Annotated in this window: 16 protein-coding genes; 10 read left to right on the top strand and 6 right to left on the bottom strand. The window is 65.9% G+C overall.

Annotated elements, in window-relative coordinates; genetic code table 11:
• Positions 1-11: 11 nt before the first annotated feature.
• The 9 genes from ACWPMX_RS07325 to ACWPMX_RS07285 all read left to right on the top strand — a co-directional run bounded on the left by ACWPMX_RS07325 (position 12) and on the right by ACWPMX_RS07285 (position 10153).
• Positions 12-437: an NAD(P)H-dependent oxidoreductase subunit E gene (locus ACWPMX_RS07325; RefSeq protein WP_455699379.1), complete on the top strand. Its 426-nt coding sequence runs from the start codon at positions 12-14 to the stop codon at positions 435-437.
• On the top strand, positions 434-1945 hold the full coding sequence (locus ACWPMX_RS07320; RefSeq protein WP_455699378.1) for an NADH-ubiquinone oxidoreductase-F iron-sulfur binding region domain-containing protein: 1512 nt from the start codon (positions 434-436) through the stop codon (positions 1943-1945). Before ACWPMX_RS07325 ends, ACWPMX_RS07320 begins: the two co-directional genes overlap by 4 nt.
• The gene (gene fdhD, locus ACWPMX_RS07315) at positions 1942-2766 is read left to right on the top strand and encodes a formate dehydrogenase accessory sulfurtransferase FdhD (RefSeq protein ID WP_455699377.1); all 825 of its coding nucleotides are present in this window, start codon (positions 1942-1944) and stop codon (positions 2764-2766) included. Before ACWPMX_RS07320 ends, fdhD begins: the two co-directional genes overlap by 4 nt.
• Complete coding sequence (gene mobA, locus ACWPMX_RS07310) at positions 2763-3293, top strand: molybdenum cofactor guanylyltransferase (RefSeq protein ID WP_455699376.1); 531 nt, start codon at positions 2763-2765, stop codon at positions 3291-3293. Before fdhD ends, mobA begins: the two co-directional genes overlap by 4 nt.
• Positions 3283-6132: a formate dehydrogenase subunit alpha gene (fdhF, locus tag ACWPMX_RS07305; RefSeq protein ID WP_455699375.1), complete on the top strand. Its 2850-nt coding sequence runs from the start codon at positions 3283-3285 to the stop codon at positions 6130-6132. The genes mobA and fdhF overlap by 11 nt, the downstream gene beginning before the upstream one ends.
• A 2-nt stretch (positions 6133-6134) precedes the next feature.
• Positions 6135-6410, top strand: coding sequence for a formate dehydrogenase subunit delta (locus ACWPMX_RS07300; protein ID WP_455699374.1), 276 nt, complete (start codon positions 6135-6137; stop codon positions 6408-6410).
• Positions 6411-6519: 109 nt separating this feature from the next.
• Positions 6520-8097 carry an acetolactate synthase large subunit gene (locus ACWPMX_RS07295; protein WP_455699373.1) on the top strand — a complete coding sequence of 526 codons (1578 nt, stop codon included), beginning with the start codon at positions 6520-6522 and terminating at the stop codon, positions 8095-8097.
• On the top strand, positions 8097-9320 hold the full coding sequence (gene kynU, locus ACWPMX_RS07290) for a kynureninase (protein WP_455699372.1): 1224 nt from the start codon (positions 8097-8099) through the stop codon (positions 9318-9320). The genes ACWPMX_RS07295 and kynU overlap by 1 nt, the downstream gene beginning before the upstream one ends.
• A complete protein-coding gene (locus ACWPMX_RS07285; protein WP_455699371.1) occupies positions 9317-10153 on the top strand; it encodes an alpha/beta hydrolase in 837 nt (278 codons plus the stop codon). The genes kynU and ACWPMX_RS07285 overlap by 4 nt, the downstream gene beginning before the upstream one ends.
• On the opposite strand, the gene ACWPMX_RS07280 is transcribed toward ACWPMX_RS07285, so the two are convergent.
• Genes ACWPMX_RS07280 through ACWPMX_RS07270 form a run of 3 tightly spaced genes read right to left on the bottom strand, consistent with a single transcriptional unit; the run spans position 10119 to position 14939 of the window.
• A complete protein-coding gene (locus tag ACWPMX_RS07280) occupies positions 10119-11669 on the bottom strand; it encodes an acetyl-CoA acetyltransferase (RefSeq protein ID WP_455699370.1) in 1551 nt (516 codons plus the stop codon). The two genes, ACWPMX_RS07285 and ACWPMX_RS07280, sit on opposite strands and share 35 nt — an antisense overlap.
• Positions 11653-13689: a 3-hydroxyacyl-CoA dehydrogenase NAD-binding domain-containing protein gene (locus ACWPMX_RS07275; protein WP_455699369.1), complete on the bottom strand. Its 2037-nt coding sequence runs from the start codon at positions 13687-13689 to the stop codon at positions 11653-11655. Before ACWPMX_RS07275 ends, ACWPMX_RS07280 begins: the two co-directional genes overlap by 17 nt.
• A gap of 11 nt (positions 13690-13700) precedes the next feature.
• Positions 13701-14939, bottom strand: coding sequence for a serine hydrolase domain-containing protein (locus ACWPMX_RS07270; protein WP_455699368.1), 1239 nt, complete (start codon positions 14937-14939; stop codon positions 13701-13703).
• Positions 14940-15108: 169 nt separating this feature from the next.
• Between ACWPMX_RS07270 and ACWPMX_RS07265 the strand changes: the two genes are divergently transcribed.
• The gene (locus tag ACWPMX_RS07265) at positions 15109-16356 is read left to right on the top strand and encodes a TetR/AcrR family transcriptional regulator (RefSeq protein WP_455699367.1); all 1248 of its coding nucleotides are present in this window, start codon (positions 15109-15111) and stop codon (positions 16354-16356) included.
• A gap of 42 nt (positions 16357-16398) precedes the next feature.
• Here the strand turns inward: ACWPMX_RS07265 and ACWPMX_RS07260 are convergent, their stop codons facing one another.
• From ACWPMX_RS07260 to ACWPMX_RS07250, 3 genes are all read right to left on the bottom strand, one after another.
• The gene (locus ACWPMX_RS07260; RefSeq protein WP_455699366.1) at positions 16399-17466 is read right to left on the bottom strand and encodes an acyl-CoA dehydrogenase family protein; all 1068 of its coding nucleotides are present in this window, start codon (positions 17464-17466) and stop codon (positions 16399-16401) included.
• A 14-nt stretch (positions 17467-17480) separates the two neighbouring features.
• Positions 17481-18692: an acyl-CoA dehydrogenase family protein gene (locus ACWPMX_RS07255; RefSeq protein ID WP_455699365.1), complete on the bottom strand. Its 1212-nt coding sequence runs from the start codon at positions 18690-18692 to the stop codon at positions 17481-17483.
• A 95-nt stretch (positions 18693-18787) separates the two neighbouring features.
• Positions 18788-19795 (bottom strand): fumarylacetoacetate hydrolase family protein, encoded by a 1008-nt coding sequence (locus ACWPMX_RS07250; RefSeq protein WP_455699364.1) that lies wholly within the window; start codon positions 19793-19795, stop codon positions 18788-18790.
• Position 19796: the final 1 nt, after the last annotated feature.

Raw genomic sequence — 19796 nt, 5'->3', positions numbered from 1 at the left:
CCGCCTGCATCATGACCAAGGGAGAGCGGATAGGACAGATCTGCACCGAGCAGGCGGACCTTGAGGGTCCGCTGCTGCCGATCCTTCACGCGGTGCAGGCCGAGTTCGGTTGCGTCGATGCCGAGGCGGAACGAGTGATCGCACACGCGCTCAATCTTAGCCGTGCCGAAGTCCACGGCGTAGTCAGCTTCTATCACGACTTTCGGCCTGAATCCGATGTCCGCCCGGAAGTGCAGATATGCCGCGCGGAAGCCTGCCAGGCGCGGGGCATTGAAGGCATCATCGGCCCGGCGGAAGTGGCCGCCGGGGAGCGCGTCAGGCTCACCACGGTATATTGCCTTGGCCTGTGCAGCGTCGGGCCGAACGCGCGGGTCGGCGATCGCTTGCACGCCCGCCTGGACGAGGCTGCGCTGGTCGAACTGGTGCAGTCGGCATGACCACGGTTCGCATTTCCGACGACGCGCTGGCGTTGGCGTGCGGTGCAGACGACGTTGCCCGCGCTTTCGAGGCACTCGGCTGGACGGTCGAGCGTGTTTCGAGCTGGGGCATGCACTGGCTCGAACCCTTGGTCGAGGTCGAGGGGGAAGGGTTCGGACCGGTGACTTCGTCCGATGTTGCGGACGTGGTGCGCGGCAATTGCGGAAAGTCGATTGGCAAAATCGCCGACCACCCGTTTCTTCGCCGCCAGCAGCGGCTGACGTTTTCGCGCGCCGGCCGGACGCGGCCGCTCGGCCTCGACGATTACGAGTCGGCCGGTGGCTGGGTGGGGCTACGCCGTGCGCGAAACTTGGCGAAGGGTCAGATCGTCGAGGAAGTGACCGCTTCGGGATTGCGCGGCCGTGGCGGAGCAGGGTTTCCCGCCGGCATCAAGTGGCGAACCGTCGCCGATGCGCCCGGCGAAACGAAGTACATCGTGTGCAATGCCGACGAGGGCGACAGCGGGACCTTCGCCGACCGCATACTGATGGAGGGCGATCCGTTCGCGCTCATCGAAGGCATGGCAATCGCAGGTCTGGCGGTGGATGCGCGGAAGGGGTTCATCTACGTGCGCAGCGAGTATCCGCATGCCATCGCCAAGCTGCGCGCCGCGATAAAGGTAAGCGCGCACATCGTCGCCCCGTTCGCGATCGAGGTACGTGTGGGTGCGGGGGCCTATGTCTGCGGCGAAGAAACCTCGCTGCTCAATAGCCTTGAGGGCAAGCGCGGCGAGGTGCGTGCGAAGCCTCCGCTCCCGGCGATCGAAGGGCTGTTCGGTTGCCCGACGGTGGTCAACAACGTGCTCACTCTGGCGGCCATTCCGCATATCCTCGCCGAAGGCGGCTCGAGGCAATACGGTGCGCTTGGCTTCGCCAGGTCGAAAGGCACGATGCCGATTCAACTCGCCGGCAATATCAAGCATGGCGGGCTGTTCGAAACCGCATTCGGCGTCACCTTGCGCGAACTCGTCTATGACATCGGCGGCGGAACTACCTCGGGCCGTCCGGTCAAGGCGGTGCAGGTCGGCGGCCCGCTTGGCGCCTATCTCCACCCCGACCAGTTCGACCTCGCGTTCGACTACGAGAGCTATACCGCCGCCGACGCGCTCATCGGCCATGGCGGCATCGTGGTGTTCGACGACACCGCCGACATGGGCAAACTGGCCCGGTTCGCGATGGAATTCTGCGCGGCGGAAAGTTGCGGCAAGTGCACGCCCTGCCGAATCGGCGCGGTACGCGGGGTCGAACTGATCGACCGCATCCGAGCAAATGGCCGCGTGGCCGACGCGGTCGAGGCGCTTCCCCAAATGCACAATGCATCGAAGGGCGGGCGCACGCGCGAGGCCGACGTGGCCCTGCTCGAAGACCTGTGCGAGACGATGAAGTTTGGATCGCTCTGCGCGCTGGGCGGGTTCACGCCGTACCCGGTGATGAGTGCGCTCAGGCACTGGCCAGAGGATTTCGCGTGAAAGGCTCGGCCCCGTTCCCGGTCGTAGAGGTCTCCCATGCGATGGGACGCGAGCGCGCGCTCGATCGTCCGCTCGCGATCGAGATGCCAGTCGCGTTCGAGGTCAACGGCATCGCCTACGCGGTCATGATGGCAACTCCGACCGACCTAGAGGACTATGCAACTGGGTTCGCGCTTGCCGAGGGCATGATCGGGCAACCCAGCGACATTCTGGATCTGTCATTTCACGAGACTGGGGCAGCGTGCCTCGTTCGGCTGACGCTCGATCAAGAGCGCGCGGGGCCACTGCTCGAGCGCGTCCGGATGCGGCTGACCGAAGGAAGCTGCGGGCTTTGCGGTCTGGACAGCATCGAGGAAGTGCTTCGGCCACTGCCGACGGTCGAAGCGGACCTGGCGGTTGAACATTCGGCTGTCCGGCGCGCAGTGAGCGACTTGACGACGTTCCAGATCGAAGGCCGTCGAACCGGTGCGATGCATGCTGCCGCATTCTGCCGAGCCGACGGATCGATCGTGCTTGCTCGCGAAGATGTCGGGCGGCACAACGCTCTCGACAAGCTGGTCGGCGCTTTGGCGCGGGCGGGCACCGATCCGGCGAGCGGTTTCGTGCTGGTATCGGCGCGATGCAGCTATGAGCTGGTCGAAAAGACGGCCCGGGTCGGGTGCCCCATGCTGGTCGCGATCTCTGCGCCGACGACCCTTGCGGTGGAGCGGGCGCGCGGCGCCGGGATGACGCTCATCGCGCTCGCGCGCGACGACAGTATGCTGGTTGTCTGCGACGGGGCCGCGCGGCTGCGGCATTCGCTAGCGGACCATGCGGCATGATGCTGGGCGCGGTCCTTGCTGGCGGACGTGCCACCCGCTTCGGCAGCGACAAGGCGCTGGCCGAGATCGGTGGGCAGACATTGTTGGCACTTGCGATCCAGGCGCTCCAGCGATCCTGCGACCGGGTCGTGGTGGTGGGCCGAGACGGGGCGAGCGTGGATACCATACCGGATTGGCCAGCGCCCGATATGGGGCCGCTGGCCGGAATCGCGGCTTCGCTGCGCCATGCGGAGGCGGCCGGCTTCGACGCCGTTCTCACTTGCGGTGTCGATTCGGTCGGCCTGCCGCCGGATCTGGACCGGATACTCGATCCCGCTCCCGCCTTTCTCACGGGCCAGCCGGTCGTCGGACTCTGGCCCGCTACTGCCGCGAGAGCGGTCGAAGCGATCCTTGCAGGCAACGGCCGTCACTCGATGTTGGCCCTCGCACACGCGATCGGCGCTCGGCCGGTGAACCTTGCCGCCAATCCTGGTAATATCAACACGCCGGCTGACTTGGCCGCTGCGGAGTCGCGACATGGGCTATGAACCGCAACCGGACTTCGGCACCCCCGGGGTGGAGAGCGATGCGCAAGTCTCGTTGAGCATCGACGGCCGCTCGGTAGCGGTTCCTTCGGGGACGAGCGTGATGCGTGCGGCAGCGATCGCCGGGGCCGCCATTCCCAAGCTCTGCGCGACCGACAACATGGCGGCGTTCGGATCGTGCCGCCTGTGCCTGGTCGAGATCGACGGAGTGCGGGGTACACCCGCTTCGTGCACCACTCCCGTCGCCAACGGAATGGCAGTCCGCACCCAGACCCCCCGCCTGCAGAAGCTGCGCAAGGGCGTCATGGAGCTCTACATCTCAGATCACCCTCTCGACTGCCTGACCTGCAGCGCGAACAATGACTGCGAGTTGCAGGACCAGGCCGCGGCGGTTGGTTTGCGCGACGTGCGCTACGGCTATGCGGGCGAGAATCACCTCGACCAGCGGGCGGACACATCCAACCCGTATTTCGACTTCGACCCGTCCAAGTGCATCGTCTGCAGCCGCTGCGTGCGCGCATGCGACGAAGTTCAGGGCACATTCGCGCTGACGATCGACGGACGCGGCTTCGCCTCGGTGGTCTCGGCCGGGCAGGGCGGCGACGATTTCTTGTCGTCCGAGTGCGTCAGCTGCGGCGCCTGCGTGCAGGCTTGCCCGACGGCGACACTCCAGGAAAAGGCGATCACGATAATCGGCAAGCCCGAGCGTTCGGTCGTCACGACCTGCGCCTATTGCGGAGTTGGCTGCACCTTCCGCGCCGAGATGCGCGGCGATCAGCTCGTCCGCATGGTGCCGTGGAAGGACGGCAAGGCGAACCGCGGGCATTCCTGCGTCAAAGGGCGCTTCGCGTGGGGCTACGCCAACCACCAGGACCGGATCCTGTCGCCCATGATCCGCGACAATATCGAAGAGCCGTGGCGCGAAGTCCCGTGGGATGAGGCGCTGGCTTTCGCCGCCGAGCGGCTCGACCGGATCAAGGCCGAGAGCGGGCCGCGTGCGCTGGGCGGGATCACCTCGTCGCGCTGCACCAACGAAGAGACGTTCCTCGTTCAGAAGCTGGTCCGCGCGGGGTTCGGTACCAACAACGTCGACACCTGCGCACGGGTTTGTCATTCGCCGACCGGCTACGGCCTCAAGGCGACCTTCGGAACCAGCGCTGGCACGCAGGACTTCGACAGTGTGATGCAGGCCGACGTCATCCTCGTGATCGGCGCCAATCCGACCGATGCGCACCCGGTCTTCGCCAGCCGCATGAAGCGGCGGTTGCGGCAGGGTGCGAAGCTGATCGTGATCGACCCGCGGCGGATCGACCTCGTTCGCTCGCCGCACGTCGAGGCCGCGTACCACCTGCCGCTGCAGCCCGGCACCAACGTTGCAGTGCTGACCGCGATGGCGCACGTCGTCGTGACCGAGGGCTTGGCGGACGACGCCTTTATCCGCGAACGCTGCGACTGGGACGAGTATCAGGACTGGGCGGCGTTCGTCGCCGAAGAGCGCCACTCACCCGAAGCGCTCGAGGCAGTAACCCGAGTCCCGGCCGGCGATCTGCGTGCTGCCGCGCGTCTGTATGCGACGGGAGGCAATGCCGCGATCTACTATGGCCTCGGCGTCACCGAGCACTCGCAGGGGTCCTCGACCGTGATGGCGATCGCCAACCTCGCGATGGCGACCGGCAACATCGGTCGTCCGGGCGTCGGCGTGAACCCGCTCAGGGGACAGAACAACGTGCAGGGCGCGTGCGACATGGGCAGCTTCCCGCACGAACTGCCCGGCTACCGACATATCTCCGACGGTGAGACCCGCGCGCTTTTCGAGGCTGACTGGGGCGTCGCGCTCGACCCCGATCCGGGCCTGCGCATCCCGAACATGCTCGACGCCGCGCTAGATGGCAGCTTCCGCGCAATATATATCCAGGGAGAGGACATCCTGCAGTCCGATCCCAACACCGCCCACGTCGCTGCGGGGCTTGCAGCGTTGGATTGCGTGATCGTCCACGACCTGTTCCTCAACGAGACCGCGAACTACGCGCACGTGTTCCTGCCGGGCAGCACCTTCCTCGAGAAGAACGGCACGTTCACCAATGCCGAGCGGCGCATCCAGCCGGTGCGCAAGGTGATGGAACCGGCGAACGGAATGGAGGATTGGGAGGTCACGCAGGCGCTGGCAAACGCGCTCGGGCTCGACTGGTCCTACACCCACGCTAGCGAGATCTTGGACGAGGTCGCGCGGCTGACCCCGAGCTTCGCGGGCGTGTCTTTCGCTCGGCTCGACGAGGTCGGATCGCTCCAGTGGCCGGTCAACGAGCAGTTCCCCGACGGCGCGCCGGTCATGCACGTCGACGGGTTCGCAAGCGGGAAGGGCAAGTTCGTCGTCACCGACTACGTCCCTACCGACGAGCGCACCGGGCCGCGCTTCCCGCTGCTGCTCACAACGGGGCGCATCCTCTCGCACTACAACGTGGGCGCGCAGACCCGCCGGACGAAAAACGTCGCATGGCATCCCGAGGACCTTCTCGAGATGCACCCTACGGACGCCGAGAACAGGGGCATGAAGTCGGGCGACTGGGCGCGGTTGGCGAGCCGAACCGGCGAGACGACCCTGCGCGTTCTCGTGACCGAACGGGTCGCCCCGGGCGTCGTCTACACCACCTTCCACCACCCCCAGACGCAAGCCAATGTCGTGACGACCGAGTTCTCCGACTGGGCTACGAATTGTCCCGAGTACAAGGTCACCGCTGTGCAGGTCTCGCCCTCGAACGGCCCGACCGACTGGCAGGAAGACTATGCCGAACGCACCGCCCGGTCGCGGCGGATCGAAAGCCAAGCCGAGGCGGCGGAGTAGCGATGGATATCGCGCGCCTGCATTACATGATCGACCAGATTGCTCGGAACATGGAATCCCGCGGTCACGATCGTGCGGTGGCGGCGACGGCGGATCACATCGCTGCGTTCTGGGAGCCGCGCATGAAGGCGGCGCTGTTCGCCAGTGACCTTTCCGGATTGTCCCCCATTGCACGTGGCGCGGTTGTGCGACTTGAGCGTGGCGCAACCCCGCCGCCGCAGAGCTCCGCGACCGAGTTCAACACGGTCGACGAGATCGGTCACAGCGACGCAGGCTGAACTCGGCCTGCCGAACGGGCTCTCGGAAAACTTGCCGTTAACCGCCGGCGCGCTGCGTTACCCCTTCGCATAGTGGCTCCGGGTCGCTACCGCTCGCAGCAAGAGACGGATGCATAAGAGGACCCGAACGATTTCCATGAACGGCGCGCAGAGCCTTGTTTCCACGCTGGTCGACAACGGTGTCGACGTGTGCTTCGCCAATCCCGGTACTTCGGAGATGCATTTTCTCGCCGCGCTCGGCGATCCGCGGATGCGCGGGGTCCTGTGCCTATTCGAAGGCGTGTGCACCGGTGCGGCGGACGGATATTATCGCATGGCCGACAAGCCGGCGGCGACCTTGCTGCACCTCGGCCCCGGCCTCGCCAACGGTCTTGCGAATATCCACAACGCGCGCCGCGCATCGAGCGGGATGGTCAACGTGGTCGGCGAGCACGCGGCCAAGCACCTGAAGTACGATGCGCCGCTGACGTCCGACATCGAAGGGCTCGCGCGGCCGCTCAGTCATTGGGTGCGGACCGCCGGCAGCGCCACGACGATCGCGTGGGACGCCGCCGCCGCCATCGCCAAGGCGAACGAGCATCCGGGGCGGATCGCGACCCTGATCCTCCCCGGCGACACCGCATGGCAGGACGCCGGTGCGCCGATCGCCACTCCGCCTGTCGCCAGTCCTCGCAAGGCGCCCGATCCGCAGCGCATCGCCGAGGTCGCCAAGGTCCTGCGCTCGGGCGAGCCGACGATGCTGATCCTCGCCAACAAGGCGTGCCGGGTCGAGCCGATGGAACTGGCCGGTAAAGTTTCGGCGGGGACGCAATGTCGTCTGGCCAGCCAGTTCTTTACCACGCGGATCGAGCGCGGGGCGGGGCGGGTGCCGCTCGAGCGCATCCCCTATTCGGTGGCTCCCGCGATGAAGTTCCTGCAAGGCACGAAGCACCTCGTGCTTCTCGAAACAAAGGAGCCGGTCGCGTTCTTCAGCTATCCCGGTCTGCCGAGCCTGCTTAAGGAACCGGGCACGCAGGTGCACATCCTGTCCGAGCCCGACGAAGACTCGACCCTCGCGCTCGAGATGCTGATCGACGAACTGGGCCTCGGCAACGCGCAGGCGGCGTACCAGCCGTCCGCCGAGACCGTCATGCCACAGGGCAAGCTCGACCCGATCTCGATCGCATATGCGCTCTGCGCGGGCATTCCCGAGAATGCGATCGTCGTCGACGAGAGCCTTACGAGCGGGCGCGAGTCGATGAGCTACACGCTCGGCGCGCGGCCGCACGACATGATCAACAACCTGGGCGGCTCGATCGGCTATTCGCCGCCGGTGGCGACCGGTGCGGCGCTTGCGTGTCCCGACCGGCGGACGATCTGCCTCGTGGGTGACGGCAGTGCGATGTACACGATCCAGGCTCTGTGGACGCAGTCGCGCGAGCAGCTTCCGGTGACGACGGTGGTGTTCGCCAACAACACCTACAACATCCTCAAGGCAGAATATTCGAACATGGGCGCGGGCGGCAAGCCGAGCGAGCGGGCGCTGACGATGATCGACATCGACCGACCGACGATCGACTGGATCGCGATGGCGAAATCGATGGGCGTTCCCGGCGTGCAGGTGGATACCGCCGAAGGTCTGGCCAAGGCGCTGCTTAACGCCAATCGCGAAGCGGGTCCGCGGCTGATCGAGGTGAAGCTCTACTGATGGACGCCGCCGCGCTCGATGTCGCCGATCCGCTGCGGCAATTTCGCGAGCGATTCGCTCTTCCTGAAGGAGTAATCTACCTCGACGGAAACTCGCTCGGGTGCCTGCCGCGCGTGACGATCGAGCGGATTTCCCAAGTGGTAAAAAGCGAATGGGGCCAAGGGCTTATCGGCTCGTGGAATTCCGCTGGCTGGGTCGACGCGCCGCAGCGGGTCGGCGACAAGATCGGGCGACTGATCGGCGCGGGTGAAGGCGAAGTCGTTGCCTGCGATTCGACTTCGGTGAACGTTTTCAAGGCGTTGTGTGCGGCGCTTTCGATAAAGCCCGGTCGCTCCACGATCCTCTCGGAACGCGGCAACTTCCCGACCGATGTCTACATGATGCAGGGGATCGAGGCGCTGACCGGCCGTCAGGTCACAGCGCAACTGGTCGAACCAGACGCAATCAATCGCTCGATCGGCCCTGATACAGCCGCTGTTCTACTGACACAGGTCCATTATCGCACGGGTAAGGTGCGCGACATGGCGGAGGTAACCGCAGCGGTGCAGGCGAGCGGTGCAGCGATGATCTGGGACCTCAGCCACAGCACCGGGGCGATCCCGGTCGACCTCACCGCCGCCAACGCCGATTTCGCGGTTGGCTGCGGATACAAGTATCTGAACGGCGGGCCGGGCGCTCCCGGATACATCTACGTCGCCAAACGCCACCAGGCGAAGGCGCAGCCTGCGCTGTCGGGCTGGTTCGGGCATAGGGCGCCGTTCGCGTTCGAGGACGCCTACGAGCCCGCCGAGGGCGTTTCGCGTTTCCTCGTAGGCACGCCGCCGATCCTGGGCCTCGCGGCGCTGGAGGTCGGCGTCGACCTGATGCTCGAAGCCGACATGGCGCTGCTGCGCGAAAAGTCGGTGGCGCTGGGCATGATGTTTGCCGAGGCGATGGGACCGCACTGCGCGAAACACGGCTTTCGGCTCGTCAGTCCCGTTGATCCCGAAGAACGCGGGAGCCAGATCTCCTATGCCCATCCGGAGGCTTACGCGATCGTGCAGGCGCTGATCGCGCGCGGCGTGGTCGGCGACTTCCGCGCACCCGACGTGCTGCGGTTCGGATTCACCCCGCTTTATACCTCATTCGGCGACGTCGCCGGGGCGGTCGCGGCGATCGGCGCGGTGATGGACGAGCGCGCGTGGAACCGGCCGGAGTTCAAGGTGCGGGCGGCGGTCACATGAAGCACGTCGAGTGGTCGCTCACCGGGCACGGCGGGGTCACACTGCAAGCGCAGGGCTGGCTGCCCGATGGCGAGCCGCGCGACGTGATCGCGATCGCGCACGGTTACGCCGAGCACGGCGGTCGCTACGGCAACCTGGTCGAGCGGTTGGTCCCGCTCGGCTACGCGCTCTACGCGGTTGACCACCGGGGGCACGGACGCTCTGGCGGGAAGCGCGCGCTGGTCGACCGGATGGACTTGGTGATCGAGGATTTCCGCGCCTTCGCTGGCGAAGTGCGTGCCCGCCATGGGGGCGTGCAGGTCAAGCTGCTCGGTCATTCGATGGGCGGCAACGTCGCGTTCGGTTATGCGCTGCGCTGGCCGGACGACCTGTCTGGCTTGATCCTCTCGGGACCTCTGATCGGCGGCGAACTTCCCGCCGTCCAGCGCGTCCCGCTGTCGATCCTGTCAGCCATCGCGCCGTCGGCAGGAATGATCGCCCTGCCGCCTGAAGCGGTCAGCCGCGATCCGGCGGTGGTCGAGGCCTACATCGCGGATCCGCTCGTGACGGTCGGCAAGGTTCCCGCGCGAACGGCGTACGAGATGCTGTCGGTGGTCGCTCGCTACCGCGTCGCCGCGCCTACCATGCAGGTGTCGGTACTGATCCAGCATGGCGAAGCCGACAGCCTCGTCCCGCTGGAGGGCAATCGCGACATACTTGCTGCGATCGGCGCGACGGATAAGACGGTGATCACCTATCCCGGCCTGTTCCACGAGATCTACAACGAGCCGGAGAAGGACGCAGTGATCGCCGATCTTGCTAACTGGCTGGAGGCACATCCCCGGCCAGCGTGAAGCGGTTGACCGTGCCGTCATTGGTGAGGGCGACCGAGCGACCGAGCGGATCGTCAGCCACCAAGGCGCCGACCGTCTCCGCATCGTCCGCGCGGGCGATGAATCGGTGTCCGTCCGGCAGACGGCCGATTACGATGGCGTAGTGCGGACGATCCTTAGCGTAGACCACCGTGTAGGTCTCGATCGTGCCCGATCCCTCGACGAGCCCGGCCACGTCCGGCGCGCCGTCATCGGGGCGAAACGCGCTGCTCCATCCCGGAAACGCGGCTGGCGAGTCCGACAGCACGAGCGCCGCGTACTTCGATTGAAAGCCGCCATTGGCTCCGACGAGACCGAATGCGCGGTGCTGCTGGCGCAGCCGACCAACCATTTCCGCAATCGCATGGGAAGAGTAGCCGTTTCCCGCACCGCCAAAATACGGCAGTCCGCCGGTCACCGTAAGCCCGCGCGGGTCATCCGGCGACAGTCCAAAGTGATCGATCGCGGTCGAGAACACAGCGATCGGGAAGCAGGAGTAGAAGTCGAGCAGATCGATATCCGCGATCGACTTCCCCGCTGCCGCAAGGGCGGCATCGAGAGTTGATTCAGCCGCTCGATAGGCACCGGGATCGGCACGCTCGAGGATATCCGGCTCGGCCGCGGTAGCCGCGCCGCGAATGTAGATCCACTTGGCTTCGTCCACCCCTGCTTCGCGCGCAGCGGCGGTCGACATTATCAGGAGCGCTGCGCCCATGTTGACCTGATCGCGCGAGACCACCTTGAGCGGGAAGGGATCGGCGATGATCCGGTTTCGGGACGTGACGGTGGCGATGTCGTGTGCGGACAGAGGTTCGCCGACCGCGCACGCGTTCGGATTTGCCGCAGCAACCGCGTTGAAGGGCGCAAAGAGTTCGCCCATCGCGAGGCGGTAATCCTCGCGGCTCATCCTGAGCCGTGCGCGGCGCGCATTCTCCTGCAAGGCATAGGCGATCGGCGCGCTGACGATCCCGTGAGCGATGCCGTGTTTCGTCAGCATTCGCGCCGAGCCGCGATCTTCGATATCGCCGTCGTCGGCCTCGTGCCAATCGGGCGCCTCGCCTTGGCTTGCGAGATGGCGAGCGGTCGAGATCGCCTCGGCCCCGAACACCATTCCAGCGGGTGTTTTGCCGCGCGCGATCCGTTCCGCCATCTCGACAAGTGCGGTGACAGGCGATTGTCCGCCCACCGCCTCCAGGATTGCGTGGCGCGGTGTCAGGCCGACCCGCCGGGCGACCGCGAGCGGGAACTTGTCGGGCTTGCCGAACGGGGAGGGCGCGGCACCCGAGTCCTCGAATGTCCGGATCGCGCTGACGATCTCGACCATCGGGCGCAGGTCGACCCGGGCACCCGCGTCCGCGAGTGCTTTCTCCGCCGCCCACGCGGCGAGTTCGGCCGCGTTGAGCGCGCGGTAGTTCGGCTCCCCGATCCGCTCGACGACCTGCGCTACGCCGACGATGACCGGGGTCGTGTCGGCGATCACGTCAGTCGAACTTGCCACCCCCGGTCGCTTTCGCGCGAAGGTAATCGCTCACCGGCAGGCCATGTTTTTCAAGCCCGGCGACCACGTTCGCAAGACCGACGTCCTCGGCCCAGTGCATCGGGCCGCCGGTGTAGAGCGGCCAGCCATAGCCGTTGATCCACACCACATCGATGTCGCTGGCGCGCTGGGCCATCTTCTCGTCGAGGATCTTCGCCCCCTCATCGACCATGGGATACAGCAGCCGCTCGCGGATTTCGTCTTTGGAGATTTCGCGCTGCGGCTTGCCGGTCTTGGCGGCCCAATCGGCGATGATCGCCTTCGTCTCGTCCGACGGGGTGCGGGTGCGCGCCTCGTCGTAGTCGTAGAAGCCCTTGCCGACCTTCTGCCCCCAACGACCCTTCGCGCACAGCGCGTCGCGCATGGTTTCGATCCGGTTGGGGTCACGGTGCCAGCCGATGTCCACACCGGCGAGGTCGCTCATCTGGAACGGGCCCATCGGGAAGCCGAATTCGAGCAGCACGTCGTCGACGTCCCAGTAGTTCGCGCCTTCCATGATCAGCGCGTTGGCCTGTTGCTGGCGCGGGCTGAGCATGCGGTTGCCGATGAAGCCGTCGCACACACCGGCAACGACCGCGACCTTGCCGATCGTCTTGGCGAGCTTCATTGCGGTCATCAGCACATCGCCGCGGGTTTCCTTTCCGCGCACGATTTCCAGCAGCTTCATCACGTTCGCGGGCGAAAAGAAGTGCAGACCGAGGACATAGCCCGGGCGCTTGGTCGCGGTCGCGATCTCGTCGACATCGAGATAGCTGGTGTTGGAGGCGAGGATTGCCCCCTGCTTCACCACGTCGTCGAGCTTGGCGAAGACCTGCTTCTTGACGTCCATATTCTCGTAAACGGCCTCGATCACCAGGTCGCAGTCGGCAAGGTCGCCGTAGTCGAGGGTAGAGGTGAGCAGGCCCATCGCGCCTTCCACCTGCTCGGCGGTCATGCGACCGCGCTTGGCGGTGTTCTCGTAATTCTTGCGGATCGTGCCGGTGCCACGCTCTAGCGCGTCCTGCTGCATCTCGAGGATGGTGACCGGGATACCCGCGGACAGGAAGTTCATCGCGATGCCGCCGCCCATCGTGCCGGCGCCGATCACGCCGACCTTTCGGATCGGGATCAACGGCGTGTCGGCGGGAACGTCGTCGATCTTGTTGGCGGCGCGCTCGGCGAAGAAGTAGTGGCGCATGGCCGCGCTCTGCGTGCCGGTCATGAGCTTCATGAACAGCTCACGTTCGCGCTTCACGCCATCTGCATAAGGCAGCTCGCCTGCGGCCTTGACCGCCTCGATCCCCGCGTTGGGTGCATCGAATCCGCGGATCTTGCGCGCCTGGGTGCGGCGGAAATCGTCGAAGATGGCAGGGTTCTTCACGCCGTCCTGGTTGGCCTTGCCTTCGCTCGACCTTGGCACCGGCTGGCCGATCTTGCTGCGGGCAAAGGCGATCGCATCCGCTTCGAGGTTGTCTTCGCTGATGAGCGCGTCGACGAGGCCGATCGCCTGCGCCTTTTTCGCCGAGATGGGATCGCCGCCGACCACGATCGGCAGCGCGGCCTCAGCGCCGACGATCCGCGGAAGGCGCTGGGTGCCGGCAGCCCCGGGAATCAGGCCCAGCTTGACTTCAGGCAGGCCGATCTTTGCGCTCGGCACGGCCACACGGTAGTGACAGGCCAGCGCGACTTCGCACCCCCCGCCGAGGGCGGTGCCGTGGATCGCCGCGACGACCGGCTTGGGGCTCGCCTCGATGGCGTCGCATACCTCGCCAAGGCCCGGCGGGACGAACGGTTTGCCGAATTCGGTGATATCGGCGCCCGCGAAGAAAGTGCGCCCGTCGCAGCGGATCACGACGGCCTTTATTGCATCGTCGCCCGCAGCTTCGGCGATCGCGGCATCGAGGCCGGCACGCACCGCGTGGCCCAATGCGTTGACCGGCGGATTGTCGGACACCACGATCAGGACATCGCCGTCGCGGCGCGTGGAAATCGGACTGGTCATCGGGTTTCTCCTCAGGCGCGGCTGTCGGTCAGCGCGGAATAGATCAGGGTCTTGAGCTGGCGGCGAACCGGATAGGCGCTCGACGGATAGACCTGCGTCATGAACACCATCGTGATCTTCTCGACCGGATCGACGAAGAACGCGGTCGAATAGGCGCCGCCCCAGTAGAATTCGCCCTTGCTGGCGGGCATCAGGGTCTTCGCAGGATCGATCACCGTCGCGAAGCCGAGCCCGAAGCCGACGCCGGCGTTCTGGCTTTCGGAGAACATGCTTTGCGACAATGCCGTCAGGTCCTGCCCGCCCGGCAGGTGGTTGGCGGTCATCAGAGCGAGCGTTTTCGGGCTGACGATCCGCGCGCCATCGAGTTCGCCGCCGTTCACCAGCATCGCGGCGAAACGGTGGTAGTCGGCCAGGCTGGAGATCAGGCCGCCGCCGCCGCTGTCGAAGCTGCCCGGCTGAGAAAGCGAACTGGTCAGTCCTCCGTCGAACAGCTTCGCCGGTTTGCCGGGCACGTACTGATAGGCATCGACCAGACGCTCGCTCTGGCCTTCGGCCAGGCCGAAGGCGGTGTCGTCCATGCCGAGCGGCGCGAAGATGTTGTCGCGGAAATAGTCGCCCAGCCGCATGCCCGAGATGCGCTCCACCGCGATGCCGAGCACGTCGGTCGACACCGAGTAGTTCCAGCGATCTCCCGGCGAGAATTCCAGCGGCAGGCGGGACAGGCGCTCGACGAATTCGGCGCTGTCGAGGTGGCGGCGGGCGAAGTCGAAATTGTGCACGCGATAAGCCGCGTCGACATTGCTGCGGTTCTGCAGGCCGTAGGTGAAGCCCGACATGTGCGTCAGCAGGTCGACGAACCGCATCGGACCGGCAGCGGCGCCGGGCATGAAGGGCAGTTCGCCGCCTCCGCCTCCGGCGAAAATCGACAGGTTGGCGAATTCCGGAAAGATGCGCGTGACCGGTTCCTCGAGCGCGACCTTGCACTGTTCGACGAGTTGCATGAACGCGATCGAGGTGATCGGCTTGGTCATGCTGGCGATGCGGAACAGCGCATCCTCGCGCAGGTCCTCGCGGCCTTCGCCCATCTTGCCGATGTTGAGGTGATCCACCGGCACTCCGTCACGGGCGATCAGCAGCTGCATCATGGGCAGGCGGCCCGTTTCAAGGTAGGCGCTACGCAGGAATGGCTCGATCCTGGCCAGCCGCGACGGGTCGAAACCCGCGGCATGTGCGTCACCCACAGCGATCATCCCGAACTCCCGGTTGCTTATGGCAACTTTCCATACCCGGCTTTCGTCAAACGGCAACCGTCCTCTTGTGAGCGATTGCATACCCGTTCACCGAAAGCGCGCTTGCGCGGCGGCGCTTATGCCGTAAGTTCGACAGTCTACCGATACCCACTGGGGGGAATGGAGACGGGTGCAGGATACGTCGAAAGCCAGCGAGACCGCGCGTTACGAGAAGCGGCGCGATGACGTGATCCGCGCCGCCTCGGTGCTGGTAAACGAGATCGGCGTCAAGGGCACGACCTTTGCCGAGCTTGCCCGCTCGGTGGGGCTCAACGCGACCAGCATCACGTACTACTTTGACCGCAAGGACAAGCTCGTCGCGGCGGTGTTCGCGGCCACGCTCGACTGGCTGGAGGATGCCGCGCGCGAGGCGGCGAGCCTGCCCGAGCCGACCGACAGGCTGCGCGCGTTCATCCATGCCCATGTCGAACTGCGTCGACGGATTCGCGACGGCGAGGACGGCCTGATCACCGTGTTGAGTGAAATCCGCACACTCGACGAGGAGGCGCAGGGGCCGCTGCGCGCGCAATATGGGCGGGTGGTCGAGCAAGTGCGCCATTTCTTCGGCGACGACCGCGCGGGTGAACGGCGCGCGCTCGATACGGCGCGCGCGCACATCCTGCTCGAATCTATGTTCTGGTGGCCGGTCTGGTCGCTGCGCTACTCGGTGCGCGATTTCGATCGGCTCGAGGAGCGGATGTTCGATATCTTCGCGCGCGGGCTTGCGGCGCGTCCGGGCGACTGGAACCCGCAGCTATTGAGCGGGGGCGCCTGGCGGACACCGGAGGGTGAGGGCGGTGAGACGGCCGATGCATTCCTTCGCTCGGCGACGCTGATGATCAACCAGCGAGGCTATCGCGGCGCGTCGGTCAACCGGATTGCTGCGGCACTCAACGTGACCAAGGGCAGCTTCTACCACCATCACAGCGCCAAGGACGACCTCGTCTTCGAATGCTTCCGCAAAAGCTATGCGCGGCTGTCGGAAGTGCAGCTGAAAGCGGGAGAGCTGGAGGCCGACGGTTGGACCCGGATCGCCAGCGCGCTGGCGGAGACGATCGACCTCCAGTTCCACGATGCCATGCCGCTGCTGCGCACCGCCGCACTTCAGGCCTTGCCGAGCGAGGAGCGCGGCAACGTGGTCGTCCGCTCCAATCGCCTTGCCAATCGCTTCGCCGGGATGATCGCCGATGCCATCGCCGACGGCAGCATGCGCGCGGTCGATCCGATGGTCGCGAGCCAGTTGATTATGCCCGCGCTCAACGGTGCCGAGGAGGCGAGGGCGTGGGCTGCGCGGCAGGCCGATCCCGAGACCGCGGTCCGGCTCTACGCGTGGACGCTGTGCGCCGGGATGTTCACCGACCCGCCAGGGCTGGATTGAGATAAATGCTGCACCCCACAGGATGCAGCATATTCTTTCCGGTCAGTAACTTGCGAGTGCCGCGAAGCGATCCTTGAGGTAGCCGCTCGAACCCCAGCTCGCTTCGAGCACACGGGCGCGCTTGAGATAGAAACCGACATCGTATTCGTCGGTCATGCCGATGCCGCCGTGGAGCTGGATGCCCTCGCGGCTCATGGCATGGAGCACGCGGTTTGCCTCCGCCTTCGCGACGCAGGCGGCGCGCGGGAGTCCGGCGCCGCTGTCCAGCGCTTCGAGCCCGCCCTCAACCGCGCTACGCATCATGGCAAGGTCGCCGAACAGGTCGGCCATGCGGTGCTGCAGGGCCTGAAAGCTGGCGAGCACCTGGTTGAACTGAACGCGCTGCTTCAGGTAGTCGAGCGTCACGTCGAACACCTGCTGCGCCATGCCGAGCATCTCGGCGGCAGTGAGGATCCGCGCGCGATCGAGCACCTGGTCGATAAGGTCTTCCGGCCCGCTCGCCAGCCTGTCGGCCGCGGCGCCCGCAAACGTGACGTCGGCATGGCTGCGCTGGTCGGCGAGCTTGCGGCTCGACAGCGCCACGCCGTCGCCTTTTTCGACGAGGTACAGGCCATCGGCTGCCGCGACGACGAACAGCGAGGCACCGTGTGCTTCGTGCACAAAGGCCTTGGTTCCGCTGAGCCTTCCACCATCGACCGTCGCAGCAGCTTTGCCGCCGTGCCGAGATCCTTCGTCGATCGCAAGCGTGCCGACGATCTCGCCGCTGGCCAGCCTGGGCAGCCACTTCGCCTTCTGTTCCTCGCTGCCGCCCAGCGCGATGGCACTGGCGGCAAGCGTGGTGGCGACGATCGGGCTCGCCGTCAGTGTCTTGCCGAGTTCCTCGATCACGAGGCCTGCGGACAGCCAGCCGAAGTCGCTGCCGCCGTAGGCTTCGGGCACGACGATGCCGGTCCAGCCCATCTGCGCCATGGTGGCAAAGGCATCGGTCGAATAGCCTTCGGCGGGCGCTTCGCTGCGGACCTTGCGGAAGGCGGCGACGGGGCTTTCGTTGGTCGCCCATTCGCGCGCCATGTCGCGCAGCATTTCCTGTTCTTCGTTGAGAATGGCCATGTCCTGCGCTCCCCTTACTGGTGGTCCAGCATGCCGAGCACGCGCTTGGCGATGATGTTGTTCTGGATTTCGGTGCTGCCGCCGTAGATCGTGGTGGCCTTGCCGAAGAGCCACGCGCGCGTAGCCTCCAGCTCGCTTTCAGAGAAGCCTTCGCCCTCCCAGCCGAGACCCTGCAGGCCCCTGATCTCGATCAGCAGTTCGCTGCGTTCCTGACCCAGTTTGGTGCCAAGCTTCTTGAGCACCGAGCTGATTTCCGAAACGCCGCCCGCCGCCTTGCTCTCCTCGACCGCGCGCTTGGCGGTCAGGAGGAAGCTCTGCCAGCGGATCTCGAAGTCTGCGATCCTGTCGCGCATGACCTTGTCGGCGATCGCGCCGGTCTCATCGGTTTCGAGATACTTCTTTGCGATTCCGGACAGGCTCTGGCCCATGAGGCGGGCCATGCTGCCGCCGCCCGACAGATTGGTGCGCTCGTGTTGCAGCAGCCGCTTGCCGATCGTCCAGCCCTGGCCTTCCTGTCCCACCAGGTTGCCCTTGGGCACCTTCACGTCGGTGAAGAATGTCTCGCAGAATGGGCTTGTGCCGCTGATCATCGTGATCGGCCGTACCTCGACCCCGGGTGAATCCATGTCGATCAGCAGGAAGCTGATGCCGTGGTGCTTGTCGCTGCGATCGGTGCGGACGATGGCGAAGCACTTGTCCGCCCACTGGCCGCCGCTGGTCCAGGTCTTCTGGCCGTTGACGAGGTAGTGATCTCCCTTGTCCTCGGCAAAAGTCTGCAGGTTGGCAAGGTCGGACCCTGCATTGGGTTCCGAGTAGCCCTGACACCAGCGGATCTCGCCGCGACAGATCGGCGGGATATGTTCCGCCTTCTGCTCCTCGCTGCCGTATTCGAGCAGAGTGGGGCCGAACATCATCACGCCCATGCCGCCGATCGGATTGTACGCGCCGACGCGCGCCATTTCCTCGTTGAGGATCGCCGCCTGTTTGCGGGTCAGACCGCCGCCACCGTATTCCTTGGGCCAAGTGGGCGTGCCCCAGCCGCGGCTGCCCATCGCCTCGCGCCAGGATTTCTCGGCAGGGCTTTCGTTGGTGGGGCCCTCGACGCTGGAGAGCGCGTTGTTCTTGCCCTTCAGTTCGGGTGCGAAATGCTCGGCGAGGAATGCGCGCACGTCTTCGCGGAAAGCGTCGTCGTTCGTCGCCTCGCGCGGTTCGGCCACGGTAGCCATCGGCCCTCTCCTTGATATCGGTTGTCGTTCGCCACCTTACGCCGCTTTACGTAAACGTCAAGCGGGTGGCGGCGGCCGGCAAGCGGACGCGAAGGTCAGGCGGTGACGACCTCCTGCTCGATCTTGCCGAAGATCGAGTGGCCCTGCGCATCGCGCATTTCGACCGAGACGGTGTCGCCGGGCTGCATGAACGGAGTGGTCGGCTTTCCGCCCGCGATCGTCTCGATCATGCGGATTTCGGCGATGCACGAATAGCCCGCACCGCCATCGGCGACGGGCTTGCCCGGACCGCCGTCGGCACCCTTGTTGCTGACCGTGCCCGAACCGATGATCGAACCCGCGCACAGCGAGCGCGTCTTGGCCGCGTGCGCGACGAGATCGGCGAGGTTGAAGGTAGCCTCTTGCTTCGCATTGGCGCGGCCGAAGGGCTGGCCGTTGTAGTCCACCATAAGCGGCAGGTCGATCACGCTGCCGGTCCACGCATCGCCGAGTTCGTCGGGCGTAACTGCGACGGGCGAGAACGCGCTCGCGGGCTTGGACTGGAAGAAGCCGAAGCCCTTTTCGAGCTCGCCGGGGATCAGGCCACGCAGCGAAACGTCGTTGACCAGCATCAGCAACTTGATGTGCCCTGCGGCGTCGGCGGCGGAAACGCCTAGCGGCACGTCGTCGACGATGGCAGCGATCTCGCCTTCCATGTCGCAGCCCCATGCGGTGTCCTTCAGGGGGATGGGATCGCGCGGGCTCAGGAAGCCGTCGCTGCCGCCTTGGTACATCAGCGGATCGTGATAGAAACTTTCGGGTACCTGCGCGCCGCGCGCCTGCCGTACGAGCTCGACGTGGTTGATATAGGCGCTGCCGTCGGCCCACTGGTAGGCGCGGGGGAGCGGGCTCATCGCGTCATGCTCGTGGAACCGGCCGCAGGGCACGCTCCAGTGCTCGACGTCGCGGTACAGCGCTTCGAGGTAGGGCGAGACGCGCTCCCAGTCGTCTAGCGCCGCTTGCAACGTCGGTGCGATGTTGTCGGCCGCGCAGTACCGGGTGAGGTCCTTGGAAACGACGACGAGCTTGCCGTCGCGGCCGTGCTTGAGAGAAGCGAGTTTCATG

The sequence above is a fragment of the Tsuneonella sp. HG094 genome, assembly GCF_053819285.1.
Note: the sequence above shows the minus strand (reverse complement) of the source record. Positions and strands in the feature narration are given on the sequence as shown.